General features: G+C 50.5%; 17 protein-coding genes. 5 read left to right on the top strand and 12 right to left on the bottom strand.

Going from position 1 to position 15,143, the window contains the following annotated elements; translation table 11 throughout:
- Nucleotides 1-227: 227 nt before the first annotated feature.
- The 5 genes from IMCC13023_RS00900 to IMCC13023_RS00920 all read right to left on the bottom strand — a co-directional run bounded on the left by IMCC13023_RS00900 (nt 228) and on the right by IMCC13023_RS00920 (nt 5,749).
- On the bottom strand, nt 228-1,259 hold the full coding sequence (locus IMCC13023_RS00900; RefSeq protein WP_040324756.1) for a sugar ABC transporter substrate-binding protein: 1,032 nt from the start codon (nt 1,257-1,259) through the stop codon (nt 228-230).
- 59 nt (nt 1,260-1,318) lie between these two features.
- Nucleotides 1,319-2,356 (bottom strand): ABC transporter permease, encoded by a 1,038-nt coding sequence (locus IMCC13023_RS00905; protein WP_007540283.1) that lies wholly within the window; start codon nt 2,354-2,356, stop codon nt 1,319-1,321.
- Nucleotides 2,353-3,369 (bottom strand): ABC transporter permease, encoded by a 1,017-nt coding sequence (locus IMCC13023_RS00910; RefSeq protein WP_007540285.1) that lies wholly within the window; start codon nt 3,367-3,369, stop codon nt 2,353-2,355. Before IMCC13023_RS00910 ends, IMCC13023_RS00905 begins: the two co-directional genes overlap by 4 nt.
- Nucleotides 3,369-4,874, bottom strand: a complete 1,506-nt coding sequence (locus tag IMCC13023_RS00915) for a sugar ABC transporter ATP-binding protein (protein ID WP_040324757.1) — start codon at nt 4,872-4,874, stop codon at nt 3,369-3,371. The genes IMCC13023_RS00910 and IMCC13023_RS00915 overlap by 1 nt, the downstream gene beginning before the upstream one ends.
- Nucleotides 4,875-5,056: 182 nt before the next feature.
- Entirely contained in the window at nt 5,057-5,749 is a 693-nt protein-coding gene (locus tag IMCC13023_RS00920; RefSeq protein WP_007540290.1) for a helix-turn-helix domain-containing protein, read from the bottom strand.
- Between the two features lie 162 nt (nt 5,750-5,911).
- Between IMCC13023_RS00920 and IMCC13023_RS00925 the strand changes: the two genes are divergently transcribed.
- Nucleotides 5,912-6,928: an alpha/beta hydrolase gene (locus IMCC13023_RS00925; RefSeq protein ID WP_007540292.1), complete on the top strand. Its 1,017-nt coding sequence runs from the start codon at nt 5,912-5,914 to the stop codon at nt 6,926-6,928.
- Here IMCC13023_RS00925 and IMCC13023_RS00930 read toward each other — a convergent pair whose 3' ends face one another.
- The 5 genes from IMCC13023_RS00930 to IMCC13023_RS00950 form a co-directional block, all read right to left on the bottom strand.
- The gene (locus IMCC13023_RS00930) at nt 6,929-7,795 is read right to left on the bottom strand and encodes a nitroreductase family protein (protein WP_007540295.1); all 867 of its coding nucleotides are present in this window, start codon (nt 7,793-7,795) and stop codon (nt 6,929-6,931) included.
- Between the two features lie 11 nt (nt 7,796-7,806).
- Nucleotides 7,807-8,733, bottom strand: coding sequence for an SPFH domain-containing protein (locus IMCC13023_RS00935; RefSeq protein ID WP_007540297.1), 927 nt, complete (start codon nt 8,731-8,733; stop codon nt 7,807-7,809).
- A gap of 1 nt (nt 8,734) precedes the next feature.
- Nucleotides 8,735-9,145, bottom strand: a complete 411-nt coding sequence (locus tag IMCC13023_RS00940; RefSeq protein ID WP_007540299.1) for an NfeD family protein — start codon at nt 9,143-9,145, stop codon at nt 8,735-8,737.
- 83 nt (nt 9,146-9,228) lie between these two features.
- Nucleotides 9,229-10,134, bottom strand: a complete 906-nt coding sequence (locus IMCC13023_RS00945) for an aldo/keto reductase (RefSeq protein ID WP_007540302.1) — start codon at nt 10,132-10,134, stop codon at nt 9,229-9,231.
- An 89-nt stretch (nt 10,135-10,223) separates the two neighbouring features.
- Nucleotides 10,224-11,267, bottom strand: a complete 1,044-nt coding sequence (locus IMCC13023_RS00950; RefSeq protein WP_007540304.1) for an NAD(P)-dependent alcohol dehydrogenase — start codon at nt 11,265-11,267, stop codon at nt 10,224-10,226.
- Nucleotides 11,268-11,371: 104 nt separating this feature from the next.
- On the opposite strand from IMCC13023_RS00950, the gene IMCC13023_RS00955 reads away from it, so the two are divergent.
- From IMCC13023_RS00955 to IMCC13023_RS00970, 4 genes are all read left to right on the top strand, one after another.
- Entirely contained in the window at nt 11,372-12,337 is a 966-nt protein-coding gene (locus IMCC13023_RS00955) for an alpha/beta fold hydrolase (RefSeq protein WP_007540307.1), read from the top strand.
- A 15-nt stretch (nt 12,338-12,352) separates the two neighbouring features.
- Nucleotides 12,353-13,006: a Pr6Pr family membrane protein gene (locus IMCC13023_RS00960; protein WP_007540308.1), complete on the top strand. Its 654-nt coding sequence runs from the start codon at nt 12,353-12,355 to the stop codon at nt 13,004-13,006.
- A 206-nt stretch (nt 13,007-13,212) separates the two neighbouring features.
- The gene (locus IMCC13023_RS00965; protein ID WP_040324914.1) at nt 13,213-13,692 is read left to right on the top strand and encodes a glutathione peroxidase; all 480 of its coding nucleotides are present in this window, start codon (nt 13,213-13,215) and stop codon (nt 13,690-13,692) included.
- Between the two features lie 9 nt (nt 13,693-13,701).
- Nucleotides 13,702-14,097: a (deoxy)nucleoside triphosphate pyrophosphohydrolase gene (locus IMCC13023_RS00970; RefSeq protein ID WP_007540312.1), complete on the top strand. Its 396-nt coding sequence runs from the start codon at nt 13,702-13,704 to the stop codon at nt 14,095-14,097.
- Here the strand turns inward: IMCC13023_RS00970 and IMCC13023_RS06935 are convergent.
- Together IMCC13023_RS06935 and IMCC13023_RS00980 are read right to left on the bottom strand one after the other, a co-directional pair.
- Nucleotides 14,094-14,450 carry a TM2 domain-containing protein gene (locus IMCC13023_RS06935; RefSeq protein WP_007540314.1) on the bottom strand — a complete coding sequence of 119 codons (357 nt, stop codon included), beginning with the start codon at nt 14,448-14,450 and terminating at the stop codon, nt 14,094-14,096. The genes IMCC13023_RS00970 and IMCC13023_RS06935 overlap by 4 nt on opposite strands.
- Entirely contained in the window at nt 14,443-15,120 is a 678-nt protein-coding gene (locus IMCC13023_RS00980; RefSeq protein WP_040324758.1) for a potassium channel family protein, read from the bottom strand. The genes IMCC13023_RS06935 and IMCC13023_RS00980 overlap by 8 nt, the downstream gene beginning before the upstream one ends.
- Between the last annotated feature and the right edge of the window lie 23 nt (nt 15,121-15,143).

Genomic DNA, 15,143 nt, shown 5'->3' on the forward strand with positions numbered 1-15,143 from the left:
GTTCGAACGCGGTGTCGCTCATGTAAATCTCCAATTAAAATTACTGCTTTTGTGAAATGGGATAAAAACTTATGGGGCATTGGTGCTTCTGTGCTCTTCGAAACTCGTTATTCGGTGCTTATTAAGCTGCTCTGTTGCTGCACCCTTACCGGGTGAGGTCTTTTTCAAGACCCCGCCCGGTTTGGGTTTGCAACTACTTAGTTTTTGGAACTATTTGTGGCTAGTGTTTACCACTCTGGCGCTACGTCAGCGTCAGATGCGTTGCCAGCGGTTACCTTTACAGAAGGCATGAATCTAACTTCACGCTCTCCAGCAGCAATCTCGCCGGTTAGTACTGCATACATCAAACGAGTCGCGTTGTCGCCATCCCATGAGGATGACTGGAATACGGTTCCGTCTAGGCTGCCTGCAATAACAAGTGGGTTACCTAGGAAGGTGTTACCGATTGAGGTGATGAAGTAGTCAGCTGCGACTACGCCACGTGCCTCTAGAGCTGCGATTGCACCAGCTGCGATTGAGTCGTCAGCTGCATAGATGCCGCCGATGTTGTCGATACCCTGAGCAGTGATCATCTCTGAGGCAACCTGCTGAGCAGTAGCCTTGGTCCAGTCAGTTGACTCTTCCTGCAAGATGGTTACGTTAGGGCAGTTAGCTGCAACGGTGTCAGTGAAACCATTGTCGCGGTCGATAGCAGTTGCGTTACCAGGTGCACCGTTTAGCTGAATGATGTTTACTGGGGTGTCTCCAACAAGCTCACACATGATCTCGGCTGAAGATACGCCCTGGCCATAAGTGTCTGGTCCTGAGTAACCGAATGATAGAGCCTTGTCAGCGTCGAATAGGTCAGAGTTGGTTACGGTTACAGGAATATCTGCAGCTGCAGCTGCCTCTAGACATGGACGAACAGAGTCACCAACAGCTGGCCAAAGGATAATTCCGTCTGGCTTTGCTGCAACGGCAATTTCACACTCAGAAGCTTGCTTGTCACCGTCGTACTGTGAGTTGGTGATGGTCAGGTTAATACCTAGCTCGGCTGCTGCTGCTTCCATTGCTGGAACGTAGAAGGTACCGTATGCCTGGTCTGAACCCTGAGGAAGCAATGCGTAAACCTCGTAGGTCTCCGCTACTTCTTCAGTTGAATCGGTTGTGCTACCTGCGTCTGTGGTTGTCTCTTCTTCGGCTGCTGCGCAGCCAGATAGAACCAAAGCGGCCGCGGCCAGCATCACTGCTGGAGCGAGTACTAGACGAGATTTTCTCATAGTTGCCTCTTTCTTCACTTGATTTCACGATCGACGGCGCCGATCTTTTTTTCTCTGGCCTATTTGGCTAGAGAATTCTTTATTCCTTGGAACGTGGTGCTTAGCGAGCCCCAAACAGCTCGCAGGCTGCTCGGGTCGGTGATGACAGCAATAAGCAAGATGCCACCGATGAAGATTTCCTGAATCGGAATCTGAACGCCTGAGATAGTTAGCGCAACCTGGAGCATTCCAAGTGACGCGGCACCAATTAGGGTTCCAATAATCGAACCCTTTCCACCCTTCAGGTAGTTACCACCGATGATTGCCGCAGCGAAGCTGGCAAGCAAAACGGTGGAGCCTGAGGTTGGATCGGCGCTGGTTCGCTCAACAGCGTTGATAATTCCAGCGATTGAAGCTACGACACCGGAAATAATGAAACCGGTGAAGATTCTTCGCTTGACTGGGATTCCAGCATCGTAGGCAGCCTGTCGGTTACCACCAACAGCCAAGAACTCTCGACCTGCCTTGACGCGAGAAACAAAAATCTGGATTGCAATGAAGATCAGGAAGAAGATCATGATTCGAGGAGTCAGAGGCCCGAGAAGCGGCTGACCGAAGGCGATTCCCAAGTCGGTGTTCTGAAGCTTCACGGGCGCCTCATCAGCAATAACAAAGGCCATTCCTCGGAGCGCAAAAAGCATTCCAAGGGTTGCAATGAATGAATTGATTCCAACAATCGCTACGAAGAAAGCATTGATAAGCGAAACGACGACACCGGCGGCCAGTGCAGCCAGAACTCCAATTGCCATGTTGGTCTGGTTTGCCACCGTGACGGCAATTACACCGGAAACAGCCAGAGTGCTAGCAACGCTAAGGTCCAGTTCGCCCATCAGAATCACGGCTGTTAGGCCCAGGGCCACAAGACCGATAAGTGCGATTCTTCCAAGTGTTACCTGGTACGCGGTGAAAACTAGAGGCTGGGAGACGGTAACGAACGTTGCGATAATCGCAAACAATACGACCGCGCGACCTTCAGTGCGCCTGGCCAACAAAGTTCTGGACTTGCCCCAGAAGCCTGTGGCCGTTGAGCCGACCTTAATTACGGTTTGATTGGTCATTTCTTGGACACCCTTCTGCCGAGTGCGTCCACAGTGACTGCGAGCACAATCAAGGACCCAATCGCTACCTGCTGGAACCCATAACTAACCTGAACTAGCACCAAGACATTAGACAGAATGCTCACGAACACGACACCTAGCAGCGTTCTAGGGACACTGCCCTTGCCGCCAAACACGCTGGTTCCACCAACGATGATTGCCGCGAGCGCTTGGAAGTCAAAACCTGTTGCCATGTTTGAAACGGCAGTATTTGAGAACGCAGCAAGCACAAAACCAGCGAACATGGCAGCCATTGAGGTAACCATGAAGGCCCCGATAACTATCAAGCCGGTGTTGGTTCCCGCCAACCTGGTTGCGCTACTGTTCACGCCGAACGATCGAATCAGAAAACCGAAGTTCGTTCGGGTTAGTACGAAGGTCAGTATCAATGTGACTGCTACTAGAACAACAGCTGAGTAAGGGAAGGGGCCGAGCTTGCTGGTTCCAAAAGTTGCGATTGGTCCATCGGCCGGGCCAAAGACCTGGCTTCCGCCAGATAGCAACCGCAAGAGACCTAAGCCGATGTAGGTGGTCGCGAGCGTCACAATCACAGCGTTTGCCTTGAAATAACCGACAGCGATGCCGTTTGCAAGCGCAAAGATGATCGCTACTACGAAAGCCACTGCGAAAGCAATAATCAGGTTGTAGGCATTGCTGACTGCAATCAGAATCACTCCGGCTGCTGCTGCCTGGGCAACAACTGAAAGATCCAGGTAGTTACCCGTGATAACCACAAAGGTCATACCCAAGGCAACAATCCCGATGGGAGCTGCACGGTGGAAAACGTCTGTGACATTTTGCAATGATGCAAAGCCGTCGACGAAAAGCACCGCTGTAAGAACCAAAATACCGGTGAAGACGAAGATGCCCTTGTCGGCTATGAAGCCAATAAATGAGGTCTTCGGCTTGGTGGCCTTGGAATCCTGAGGGTCCTTAGCAACGGCCATTGCCTCTGTGAAAGTTTCTTTTGCCATTATGCGCCCACCAACTTCTCGCCTGCAGCCAGCGACATAACTGACTTTTCGGTAGCTTCGGCCCCGGTTAGGGTCCCGGCAATCTTGCCGTCTCGAACAACGTGAATAAGATCTGAAAGCTCCAGGAGCTCTGGAAGATCGGAGCTGATTACAAGAACTGCAGCGCCATTGTCTGCTAGTTCTTTGACCAGCTTGTGAATCTCGGCCTTGGCACCAACATCAACACCTCTTGTTGGCTCGTCCAGAACGATGAACGAAGGCTTACGCCCCAGCCACTTAGCAATAACAATCTTCTGCTGGTTTCCACCCGAGTACTGTCCGGCTTCGCGGGTTACCTCTGGCGGACGAAGATTTACCTTTTCCGAAAGAACCTTGGCGAAGGCAGAAATCTTGCCCTTGGGCATAACACCGGTTGGTGAGATCTCTTTGCGGTTTGGAAGGAAGATGTTCTCGGCAACAGTCATGGTCAGCGCCAGGCCATCGGTTCTGCGCTCTTCAGGAACATAGGCCACTCCAGCCTTGATCGCAGACAGGTAGCCAGTAATAACGCGCTTTTTACCATTTGAGGTAATGGTCACGCGACCCGCGCTTCTTGGGTCCGCTCCGATGATTGCTCTAAGTAACTCGGTTCTTCCTGCGCCAACGAGCCCGCCTAGGCCAACAATCTGGCCCTTGCTTACCTCTAAGTCGATGCCGTTTACCTTTGGAGCCTTGATGCCCTTTGCGCTTAGGACTAGCTCGCCCAACTCGCGTGCTGGCCTGCGCTGGGTTAGGTCTAGATGCAGCTCACGTCCAACCATCTGGTCAATAACTTTGTCAGGGGTTAGATCGCCGATTGAATCGTTTGTTACCAACTTGCCATCTCGAAGAATTGTGACCTTGTTACAGATCTTGAAGACCTCGGGGATGCGGTGAGAGATGTAGATGATTGCAAGACCCTGGGACGCAAGGCGCTGAAGCATGCTCAATAGGTAATCAGTTTCGGCAGGAGTCAAAGTTGCGGTTGGCTCGTCGAGAATCAGAACCTTTGGCTTTCTAGCTACTGCTCGGGCTATCTCAACAAACTGACGAAGTGCTACTGAAAGCCTTGAGATGCGCTCATCTAGATCAACCTCGACACCGATTTCTTTCAAAGTGTCGGCGGCAATCTTTTTCATCTCTTTGGTCTTGGTCCAACCACCGTTGGTGGGAAAAGCGCCGAGCATAATGTTCTCGGCAACGGTCATTTCTGGAATAAGACTTAGTTCCTGGTGAACGAGTGAAATACCGGCATCAATGGAAGCCTTGGCACTGTTCTCAATTTCTTTACCGTCAATGCGGACGGAGCCACTGTCTGGTGTCTCAACACCGGCAAGGATACGCATCAAGGTGGATTTTCCAGCGCCATTCTCTCCGATTACGGCGTGAATTTCTCCAGGCATAACGCTGACCGATACATCGTCAACTGCCCTTACTCCCCCAAAACTCTTCACTATGTTTCTAGCCTCAATGACAGGTGAGGTCATAGATTCGGCTCCTTTGCCTTTTTCTGGGTATTCGAACTTGTTCACAAGTGTAAACAAGGAGAGAACACAATGTTAAATAGAGACCATTATGTGACTAAATTGTTATCTCTGGGAGAACACTAGGGACTCAGGTGTTTTTAAGCAAAAACCAACTCAGGTGTTTTTAAGCAAAAACCAAAGGGCTAATAAATGTGGCGGGCTTCCATTGCCTCGGCGGCACTGGCGTCCGAAGCGCCACCCTGTTCCGAAATAAACCAAATCGCTCTTACTTGCTTATCGGTTGCGTTCCAGAAACGATGCGGGATACTGCAATCAAAAGCCACTGAGTCCCCCTCGGTTAGAACCGAAATACTCAGGCCGACTTGAATAGTCAGCTCACCGGAAATGATGATCCCGTACTCCCTACCGACATGCCTAACAACCTCGCTTGGAGGATTGGAGGCGTGAACAGAAGGTTCGTAGACAACCTCGATAAATTCTGCGTTTGTTTCGACCCTGCCAGTTAGCCGCTCCCAGGTCAGGCCAGAAGTTAGATCGAGCTTTGGCCTTGATTCAACCCGCTGAATGACACCGGCTTCCTCAAGGGAAACCTCTCCGGCTGCCGCACGTTGTTCCTCTGCAAAGTCAACCGAAGCCTTTGGCTTGCCGGGGTCTTCAAAGAGACTGTCCATCGAGATACCAAGTTCCTGAGCAACTCGATAAAGAGTTGGAACGCTGAAGGAGGCTAAGCCTCTCTCGACCTGAGAAACATGTGACGCTGAAACTTCAATTCTTCTGGCTAGTTCGCGAACGCTGATCCCAGCTGCTTCACGGGCAATGCGGATATTTTCACCCGACCTGCGCCAGTGCCCATCTTCGCCAGTAGTAATAGTCACTCTTATCCTCTAAATCTTTCATCTCTTATGCTACCGACTAACAGGGTGTTCTCTAAGACCAAACAGTAAACATCGTAACTTTCTTGGCCACGAGCTTTCGATACCAGAATCAGATGATTGCAAAGACTCAATGCTGAAAGCAGCTGCTGATAATCTCAACCCATGGGACTAAAGCGTGTAATTGGAATCACGACCACCGCACTTATTGTTGTTGTTGCAGGTGGCGCACTGGCAGTTGGTAACTACGTGTACACCTCTGGCACTGAAGTTGCCTGCGCCGTGAACGCGGACGATGTGAACAACTTTCCAGAGCAGTTCTTCACTGCTCCTTCTGGAGAAGGCCCCTACCCAGGACCTGGTTGGGAAAAGTGGGTTGGCTATGACCTAAGTAGTTGGTGGCTACAGGATTACCCATACGATTCGGTGAGAATTCCGGTTGCCGACCAGGTGGAGCTAGCTGCCTGGTGGATAGACGCCAAGAACCCCGACTCAAACAAGACCGTGATGGTGACCCACGGAATCGGCACTTCCAAACAAGACTTCAACACCCTGTTACCAACTGCAATGCTTGTGAAAAACGGCTTCAACGTGCTGTTGGTTGATCAAAGAGACACCGGCGAATCCACCTGCGTAGATGGTCGTCACTCCGCTGGTCAAGAAGAATCCAGCGACTTTGCAGTGGTTGCCGATTGGCTGATCGCCAATAAGGGCCTCTCGGCTGCAAACATAGGAATGTTTGGTGTTTCTGGGGGAGCTATTGCCACCTCGCTGCTTCCAGCAAAATCAACCAATGTTTCAGCCTTCGCGATGGAGGGCACGATCTTTGACTTCAATGCCGCTGCCACTCAAGAGGTTGAGTTCCAGGGTTTCCCTGGATTCCTATGGCAGTTTGCACTCATTTCCGCGCGGCTTTTCCACGGCACTAACCTTTCAGAAACTTCAGTTAAAGAAGGCATTGATTCGGCAGGAACTAGGCCAATGCTCATCCTGCACGGAGAAATTGACCAGAGACTTCCCTACCAAAGCTCAGTGGACTTTTATGACTACGCAAAATCGGTGGGCGCTGACATTGAATTAGAGAGCTTTGCAAACGCCGATCACACCGAGGGCATGCTTACAGAGACCGATCGCTATGCCAGCGTATTAGCGGAGTTTTTTGGCAGGTCCCTAGCGAACTAGCTAATTCTTCAGCTTCTCAATTCGAAGAACCTCTTGAACTGGTTTCCTAATAGATGGCGCCGGGATGATGTCCCGGTCTTCTTCGCCCACTGACACAAAGCAAATGATCTCTTCGTAGTCTGCGATATCTGCAAGCTTCCGAAGCTTGTTGGCTTGAGTGTTGGTGGAAGAGAAATTCATTGGGCAGCTTGCCCAACCTAAGGCCTGAATTGACAGCAGTAGCTGCTGCAAGAAAATGCCACCGTCAATCCACATCTGGCTTCGCTCATTCGATCCGGTGAAGTTTCTAATGTCCACCGTGACTAAAAGCAACACCGGAATAGGAGAATTACCAACGTTTCCATTTTGAAGCTTCAAAATGTCAGTTATGTCTTGGGAATCTCGATAGGCCCTAACGCTCCAGCTCTGAGTGTTTGAAACGCTAGGGGCTTGAACAGCAAGTGAAATTACTCGCTCCAGCTCTGCATCACTTATCTGCTTATCAGACCCGAACGCTCGAACCGAGCGCCTAGAAACAAGGAACTTTTCAACCCCAGTTGCCGCTGGCAAAGTTATTTGCTTTGGCCTTAGTCCCTTGTCGTTCCAAGAATTTCGATTGTCTAAGACAGTCTTTGCCTGGGACAAAAGGTTCTTTCCTAGTTGATCCCCGTAATTGGCGATTATGTCCTCAACGCGCTTCACAGGAGCATTACCAAAAGGCCTCCTTGGTTCTGGCAGCGCTAAAGCGCGTTCAATCAGGTGAATGTCTTTTTGCAGTTCGGCTTTTGCTTGAATCAGGTTCTTAGGAGATCGAAACAAACCAAAATGCTTAGCTCGCCTAACCGAGTCCCGAAGGCCCTCGATTATTAGTTTCGCCGCCTGCAGCAAGGAATTGACGATTACGCTTTTGGCCCGAATGTCCTTGCCAAGCTTGCTGCTGCTGCAGAGAGCTCAGTTGGGATAAACCAGACCTTATTGGAATCGCCCTGTGCCAACTCCTTGAGTTGGTCAATGTATTTGTAGGCAAGAGCCTGGTCCGTGACTGACGCAGCCGCTAAGGCATCGAAGACCTTTTGAATTGCTTGGGATTCACCGTCAGCAACCAGTGCTTGAGATTCGGCGTCAGCACGGGCGTTTAGGACCATTGCCTTGGCACTACCTTCAGCGCGCAAGATGTCCGCTTGCTTATTTCCCTCAGCGGTCAAGATTGATGCTTGCTTAGTTCCTTCGGCAAGCAAAATTGAAGCGCGCTTTTCTCGCTCTGCCTTCATCTGCTTCTCCATGGAGTCACGAACTGACTCCGGTGGAACGATGTCCCTGATTTCAACCCGGTTCACGCGAACTCCCCACTTACCAGTGGCTTCGTCCAGAACGGTTCTTAGCGCTTTATTAATAGTGTCTCTGGATGTCAGAGCACTTTCTAAATCAAGACTTCCCACCACGTTACGCAGCGTTGTGACGGTCAGCTGTTCGATACCCAGGACAAAGTTGTTGATCTCATAGGTGGCGGACTTTGAATCGGTCACCTGGTAGTAGATAACGGTGTCGATTGAAACAACAAGGTTGTCCTCGGTAATAACCGACTGCGGCTTGAAATCAACGACTTGTTCGCGGAGGTCAATTGTTCTTCTAATAACGTCGATGAAAGGAAAGACCAGGTTCACACCAGCATTTAGAACTTTATGGAAGCGGCCTAAGCGCTCAACAACCCCGGCAGTTGCCTGAGGAATGATTCGAATCGATCGGATCAAGAGCAGTGCGATAACAATCAGCACAACTGCGGTTACCAAGCTCCCAAAATCAAAGGAATTTAGAATATCTATCATTTCAACTCACTATCAACGTCACGCCATCGATTTTTTCGATGACTACTTTGGATCCAACCTCTTTGATGCCCGAACCAGTCCTTGCGCCCCAGGTTTCTCCCTGAATTTTCACGTAACCGGCGACTTGGCTTACTTCTTCGAGGACAAATGCGTCTTTGCCAACCATTGCGGCAGCATTCGTCATTGTTTCTGGCTTCTCGCCCTGAAGCTTTGTGATTACCGGCCTAACGAATACCAGTGCCACAATGGCGGCGGCCAGAAAGCCCAGCGCCTGAACCCAGATATCAAGACCAAGAAGAGAAAGCACCAGCGGAACTAGGGCCGCTGCGGCAAGAGCCGCGAAATACAAGCCATAGGTAACTAGCTCTATAACTACCAGTGCTGCGATAACTCCCAGCCAGATTAATGTCACTTTGGTCCCTCTCGCTCTATAACGAGCCTAACCGACAACGCCGACTGTTTACTGGGAGCTTCGTTCGCTAGTGGGCTTGGCGGCTAAGCGCGGTGACTAGGTTTCGGAGTTAGCTCATTAGAAACAACAGCCTGGGCTGGCAAGTTCTGGTTTAGATAATCAAAGTCAGCATTCGAAAGCTCTATTTCTGTCGCGGTGATGCAATCCAGAATGCTCTCTGCCCTTGTTGCTCCCGGTATGGGTAGCACCGATGAAGAGGTCTTCATCTCCCAGGCAAGAGCAATTGCATAGGGCGAGACTGAATACTTGCGTCCCATTTCATCAAATGCGCTCGATTCGGAAATAGCTGCCTTTGTATTTACTCCACCCAGCGGTGACCAAGGAAAGAATGCAATCCCATATTCTTCGCAGATCTCCAGAACATCCAGATCGTGGCGGTAGCGGGGGCTGAATTCATTTTGAATTGACACCAGGCCACCTTGATCTGGTGTCCCGCCTATTTCAATCGCCTTTAGAAGCTGCTTAGCGTCATAGTTTGAGACACCGACCTGCTTGGCTAGCCCGCGGTCTTTTAGGACCATTACATTTTCAAACTGGGTCTCGAAGTCAATGTTTGGATCTTGCCGGTGGTGCTGCCAAAGATCTAGCTGCTCAACCCCGAGTCGAAATGCCGAGGCTTCTGCTGCACGCAAGAAATGATCAAGGCTTCCGTTTCGACCCCAGACTTCGCCTTCACTTCTGGTGATGCCACCTTTAGTGGCAATGAGAACTTTGTCCTTTTGCTCCTTAGTGCCGGACCATGTTCTGAGCGCCTCGGCAACAAAGACTTCGTTGTGACCAATATCGTCCCAGGTTGGAGCATAAATATCGGCTGTGTCCAGCAGGGTAATGCCCGCATCTAGGCCAGCGTGGATTGCAGGAATTGCCGATTCGAGTCTCCGGACCGGATCAAGGGCTGCGCCATTTGTGAAGATCCACGAAACATTCATGCAGCCTAAGCCGATGGCTGAAACCTCTTTGTTGCCAAGTCTTTGTTGCCAAGTCTTTGCTGCTTCATCTAGTGGCTCCTAAGTGCGGGTCAGATGGTGCTCGCATCAATCACAAAACGATAGCGAATGTCGCTATCCACCACTCGAGCATAAGCATCATCAATGGTTTTTGGATCGCTGGCATCAACCATCTCGATGGTTGAAACAATGTTGTGCTCACCACAGAAATCAAGCATGTCTTGGGTGGCGGCAATGCTGCCTGTATTCGCTCCCGCAATTGAGCGCAGTCCGGTAACCACGCTAAATGCATGGAACTCCTGCTTATTTGGGGAAATCCCAACGGTCACAAATGTTCCTCCAACTTTCAACATGCCAAGCAAAGAATCAAGATCAAGATCGGTGCTGGTGGTGTTTAGGATCACGTCGAAGAAGTCTTTGTGGGTTTCGAAGATCTCGGTGGTCATAAGGTAATCCTTGGCACCGAACTCTTTTGCATCCTGCACCTTAGACAGGCTGTGACCAAGAACATAAGTCTCGGCTCCCATGGCTGCAGCAAACTTCACTGCCATGTGGCCAAGGCCACCTAGGCCCATGATCGCGACCTTCATACCAGGTCCTACTTTCCAGTGCTTCAGTGGTGAGTAGACGGTTATTCCGGCGCAAAGCAAAGGAGCAGTTGCTGCGTAATCAAGATTTTCTGGAACCCTTAGAACAAAGGTCTCTTTGACAACGACGTCTTTGGCATAACCGCCATAAGACTCTTCGCCGTCATAGTGACGGCCGTTGTAGGTCTGAACGTTGCCGATTCGGCAGTAGTTCTCCATGCCTAGCTTGCAAGGCTCACAGGTCCCACAGGAATCAACGAAGGTTCCAACGCCTACTCGGTCGCCAACCTTGAACTTGGTGACTGCGTCGCCAACGGCCGTTACTTCACCGACAATTTCGTGACCCGGAACCATTGGGAAGATGCCCTCGAACCACTCATCTCTTGCCTGGTGGATATCTGAGTGACAGATACCTGAGTACTTGATGTTGATGGCAACTGAATCGGCAGTTAGCTCTCTGACTGGCATTTCTGCTTTTTCAAATGCTGCACCTGGTGCACTGACGATGAGGGCGTGGGTCTTTGACAATTGATCTCCTTTGGTCTTGCTTAGATGCTAACCCAGCTAAGACTGCAAGCGTAACCACTTACTGACAAGATACTGTCCTTGGGGTTTTGTGGTTTGCTTCTCTCATGAAAACTCGCACCAAGGTAATCCTCAGCGTCATTGCAGCGGTGGTTCTCATTGGACCCTTTGCGATTCCGGTAGAGACCTCCGGAACTCTCACCAACAAAGAGGCTGCGGCTCTTAGTTGGGACGGGGAATCGCAGTTTGTCGACATTGCAGATCACAGCGTTCACCTGGTTACTAAAGGCGATCCAGCATCCGACACCCTCATCGTGCTGCTCCACGGCTTTGGTGCTAGCGCCCTTACTTGGCAGGACGTTTTAGAGCCACTAAGTGCAGTTGGCTTTGTGGTTGCCTACGACCGGGCAGCTTTCGGTTTCACCGAAAGGCCCACCAAAATTGGAGACGTAAACCCATACTCCTCAGCCGGGCAGCTGCAGGTTTTGGATCAGGTTGTTGAAAAATATGGTGACCAGAAAAAAGTAGTTGTCCTGGGTCACAGCGCTGGCGGATCTCTGGCTTTGGGATATGCACTGGATAACCCAAACAAAGTTGACCGATTGATTCTTGAGGCGCCGGCTATTTATGGGTCTGGTGGTGCTCCGGAGTGGTTGAACTGGGTTTTTAATATTCCACAACTAAACCATTTGGGGCCGTTGGCAGTTTCTTCTATTGCCACTAGCGGTTTGCAGATTTTGGATCAGAGCTATTACAACAAAGACTTGATCACTGAAAAGGTCAGGGACAACTACACCGCTCCGTTAGCTGTGATTGGTTGGGAGCGAGCGTTCTGGGAGTTCAATAAGGCCCCGCGATCCCTTGATCTAGTTGACCGGCTCGGTGAACTAAATGTTGAAACCCTGATCATCACCGGTGACAACGATGAAATCGTTGCAACCGCTGACTCAGTGAAGCTTTCTAGCGAGCTTTTAGGATCAACCCTTGAGATTGTGACTGACTCCGGCCACCTTCCCAACGAGGAAAAGCCAGCAAAATTTGTTGAGTTGGTAATCGGCTTCTTGGCTAAGTAGCGATAGGTTCTTGAAATGCTAACTAAAGGTGTGTTTGGGGCTCTAAGAACCTTGCTTGGTCTTGCGCTGGTTGGCAGCGTGATCTGGCAGGTTGCTGACAGGATTCGGGTCGATTTATTTCGGCCAACCGAGTACTTTGCATACTTCTCTATTACCTCGGCCATCTTCGCCGGCTTGGTGCTGTTAGTTAGCGGCCTGGTGTTACTTCGAGGCAAGAGTGAATCTGAGCGCTTGAACGTAATTCGCCTGATTGCAGTTGTCTCAATGATCATTGTCGGGGTTGTCTACCATGCACTACTTGGTGATTCAGCTCTTGACCCAAGAGACATTGGCTATGACTGGCCAAGGGTTCCGAACGCGATAATCCACACCTATGCGCCGGTTCTGATTGTGGTCGATTACTTGTTCTCACTCAAAGGCCCAAGACCAAAGTTACGCAAAGCGCTTTGGGTGGTTATCTACCCACTTGCATGGCTGGGTCTGTCAATTATTCGTGGGCTAAGTGATGGCTGGTGGCCCTACTGGTTTATAAACCCAGGTAGTGAGGGTGGCGTGGTTGGCATGCTCACCTACATTGCGGTTATTGCTGCTGCCTTTATTGTTTTGGGCTTTATCGTGCTCGGGATGAGGCTTGCGATAACGAGAGTGCTTACAGCTTCTGGCTCATAGTCCGGCCAATCAGAAGGTGCCAGCCGATTCACCACCACGCTGTAAATACCCAGATGCGAGTTATTCCGCGCTGCATGATGTCCTCGACTAGTTCGAGTAAACAGGGGGGGGTAACGGTCATGCCGCAAGGCGGCACTAGCTAACCGGCCCCACAAGCAAGTAGCGATCATGAAATTAGTTTGCCCGCAGCGCTGTTGTTGGTTGACATGCTTACTAATCAAACTCTCACGATGCTCGATGGCACAACCAAAGAGCTTTCCGACTACCAGGGGCAACTCCTAATGGTGGTAAACGTTGCCTCTAGATGCGGACTTGCTCCGCAGTACGAAACTCTAGAGGCTATGCAGAAAAAGTATTCCTCACGGGGCTTCACTGTCTTAGGCGTTCCATCTGGGTCTTTTATGCAAGAACTTAAAAACAGCGAAGACATCTCTGAATACTGCTCCACAACCTGGGGCATTACCTTCCCGATGCTTGAAAAGGCCGACGTGAATGGTCGCAAGCGCCACCCGCTCTACAAAGAGTTAGTCAAAACAAAAGACGGGATGGGTCTTGCCGGTCCAGTGGTGTGGAACTTTGAAAAGTTCTTAGTGGCGCCAGATGGCAACATCATGCGCTTTAGGCCTCAAACCAAACCGGACGCCGAAGAAATTATCGAGGCTATTGAGGCAAACCTGCCGCGCTAATCTTGCCTCATGGCAATAACGGTGGTGGCGGGGATCATTCAGGATTCTGAAGGTCTCTTGCTTTGTGCCAAGCGCGGTGACTGGAAAGATGCTGCCGGCAAATGGGAGTTTCCCGGGGGTAAGCCTCTAGAAAACGAATCGCTCGAAGATGCCTTGATTCGCGAGCTAAGAGAAGAACTTGCGATTGAAATCAAACCACTGCGTATCTTTGATCGGTCGACCACAATTGTCGACGATATTGCAATAGACCTTGTTTGCTTTAGCGCGGTTCTAGTGAGCCCAAAGCCAACTGGATCCAGCGACCACTCCGAAATTCGCTGGCTGAAAGAAACGGAATTATCTGGTCTAGATTGGGCGGCTCCCGACATGCCCGCGGTAAAAAAGCTAACAATGCCTTTTTGTTAGGCCAGCTTGAATCCTTCTTTATCGTCTAGCTTTTTGACCGCAATCAAAATGATGTCGATGATTGTCCAGACACCCAGACCACCAAACGTGATTAGCTTCAAGATTCCAGTGCCGATTTTGCCAATATAAAAACGATCAACGCCGAGCGTTCCGACTATCACCGACAACACAAGAGCGATTAGCCATTCTCTTTTCGAAAATACTCCCGGAATCTGCTTGGCATTCCAATGCTCCCCATTTGCATCGACGACGATCGAATCGCCTGTAATTTTTCCGGCGCTTGCCCATGTTTTGAGTTCTTCGGTGCTTAGTTTGTGCTCATTGCCTGGCAGCTTCAGTGTCCAATTACTCATTATTTTGCCTTTCTCTCTCGAGCTCTAACCTACGCTCTCCCATCACCCACGCTGCCATGAGTGCTGTGAGCGCGGAAAATAAGGCGATTCCAACCACCATCAAAAGGCTTGCGATAAACCGCCCATCCGGGGTAATCGGAAACTTATCCCCGTAGCCCACGGTCGTGACCGATGCTATTGACCACCAAATGGCGTCACCGAAGGTATTTATGTTCGAGCCAGCAACCCCGCGCTCGGCCTCTAAGGCAGCGACTGCTGCGGTGAAAAGAGTCAAAGGCAAGCTAACCGCGACCACAAGGCCAACCTTTGATGCTCTGGTTCTGAAAAACGGCGCAAATCCACGTATGACAAGCAGCACGCCAAAGACCCGGAATGCCCTAAATGCTGGCAGGATTGCGGCGGCAATTGCCAGCCAGTTCCGTTTCACAAACCGCATAAACCCGGCAAGGGTTAGCAGATCTTTGCCGGCTCCAATAAGACGCAAGATTAAATCCAGAACGAAGAAGGCGTAGATCAAAGCCTGAATGATACTCAGCGCATCGTATGCGGTGCCAGCTGGCTGAGCCAGCACTTGATATGCGTAGACGGCAAGAAAGGAAAAGCCCAGGACCAGCAAAACAGGCTCTATTTTGTCAAAGTATGAATTTAGCGCGCGCTTCATTAGTGCCATGGTTAGTCCCTATCTATAAGTCC

It is taken from the genome of Candidatus Aquiluna sp. IMCC13023 (genome assembly GCF_000257665.1).
Taxonomy (GTDB): domain Bacteria; phylum Actinomycetota; class Actinomycetes; order Actinomycetales; family Microbacteriaceae; genus Aquiluna.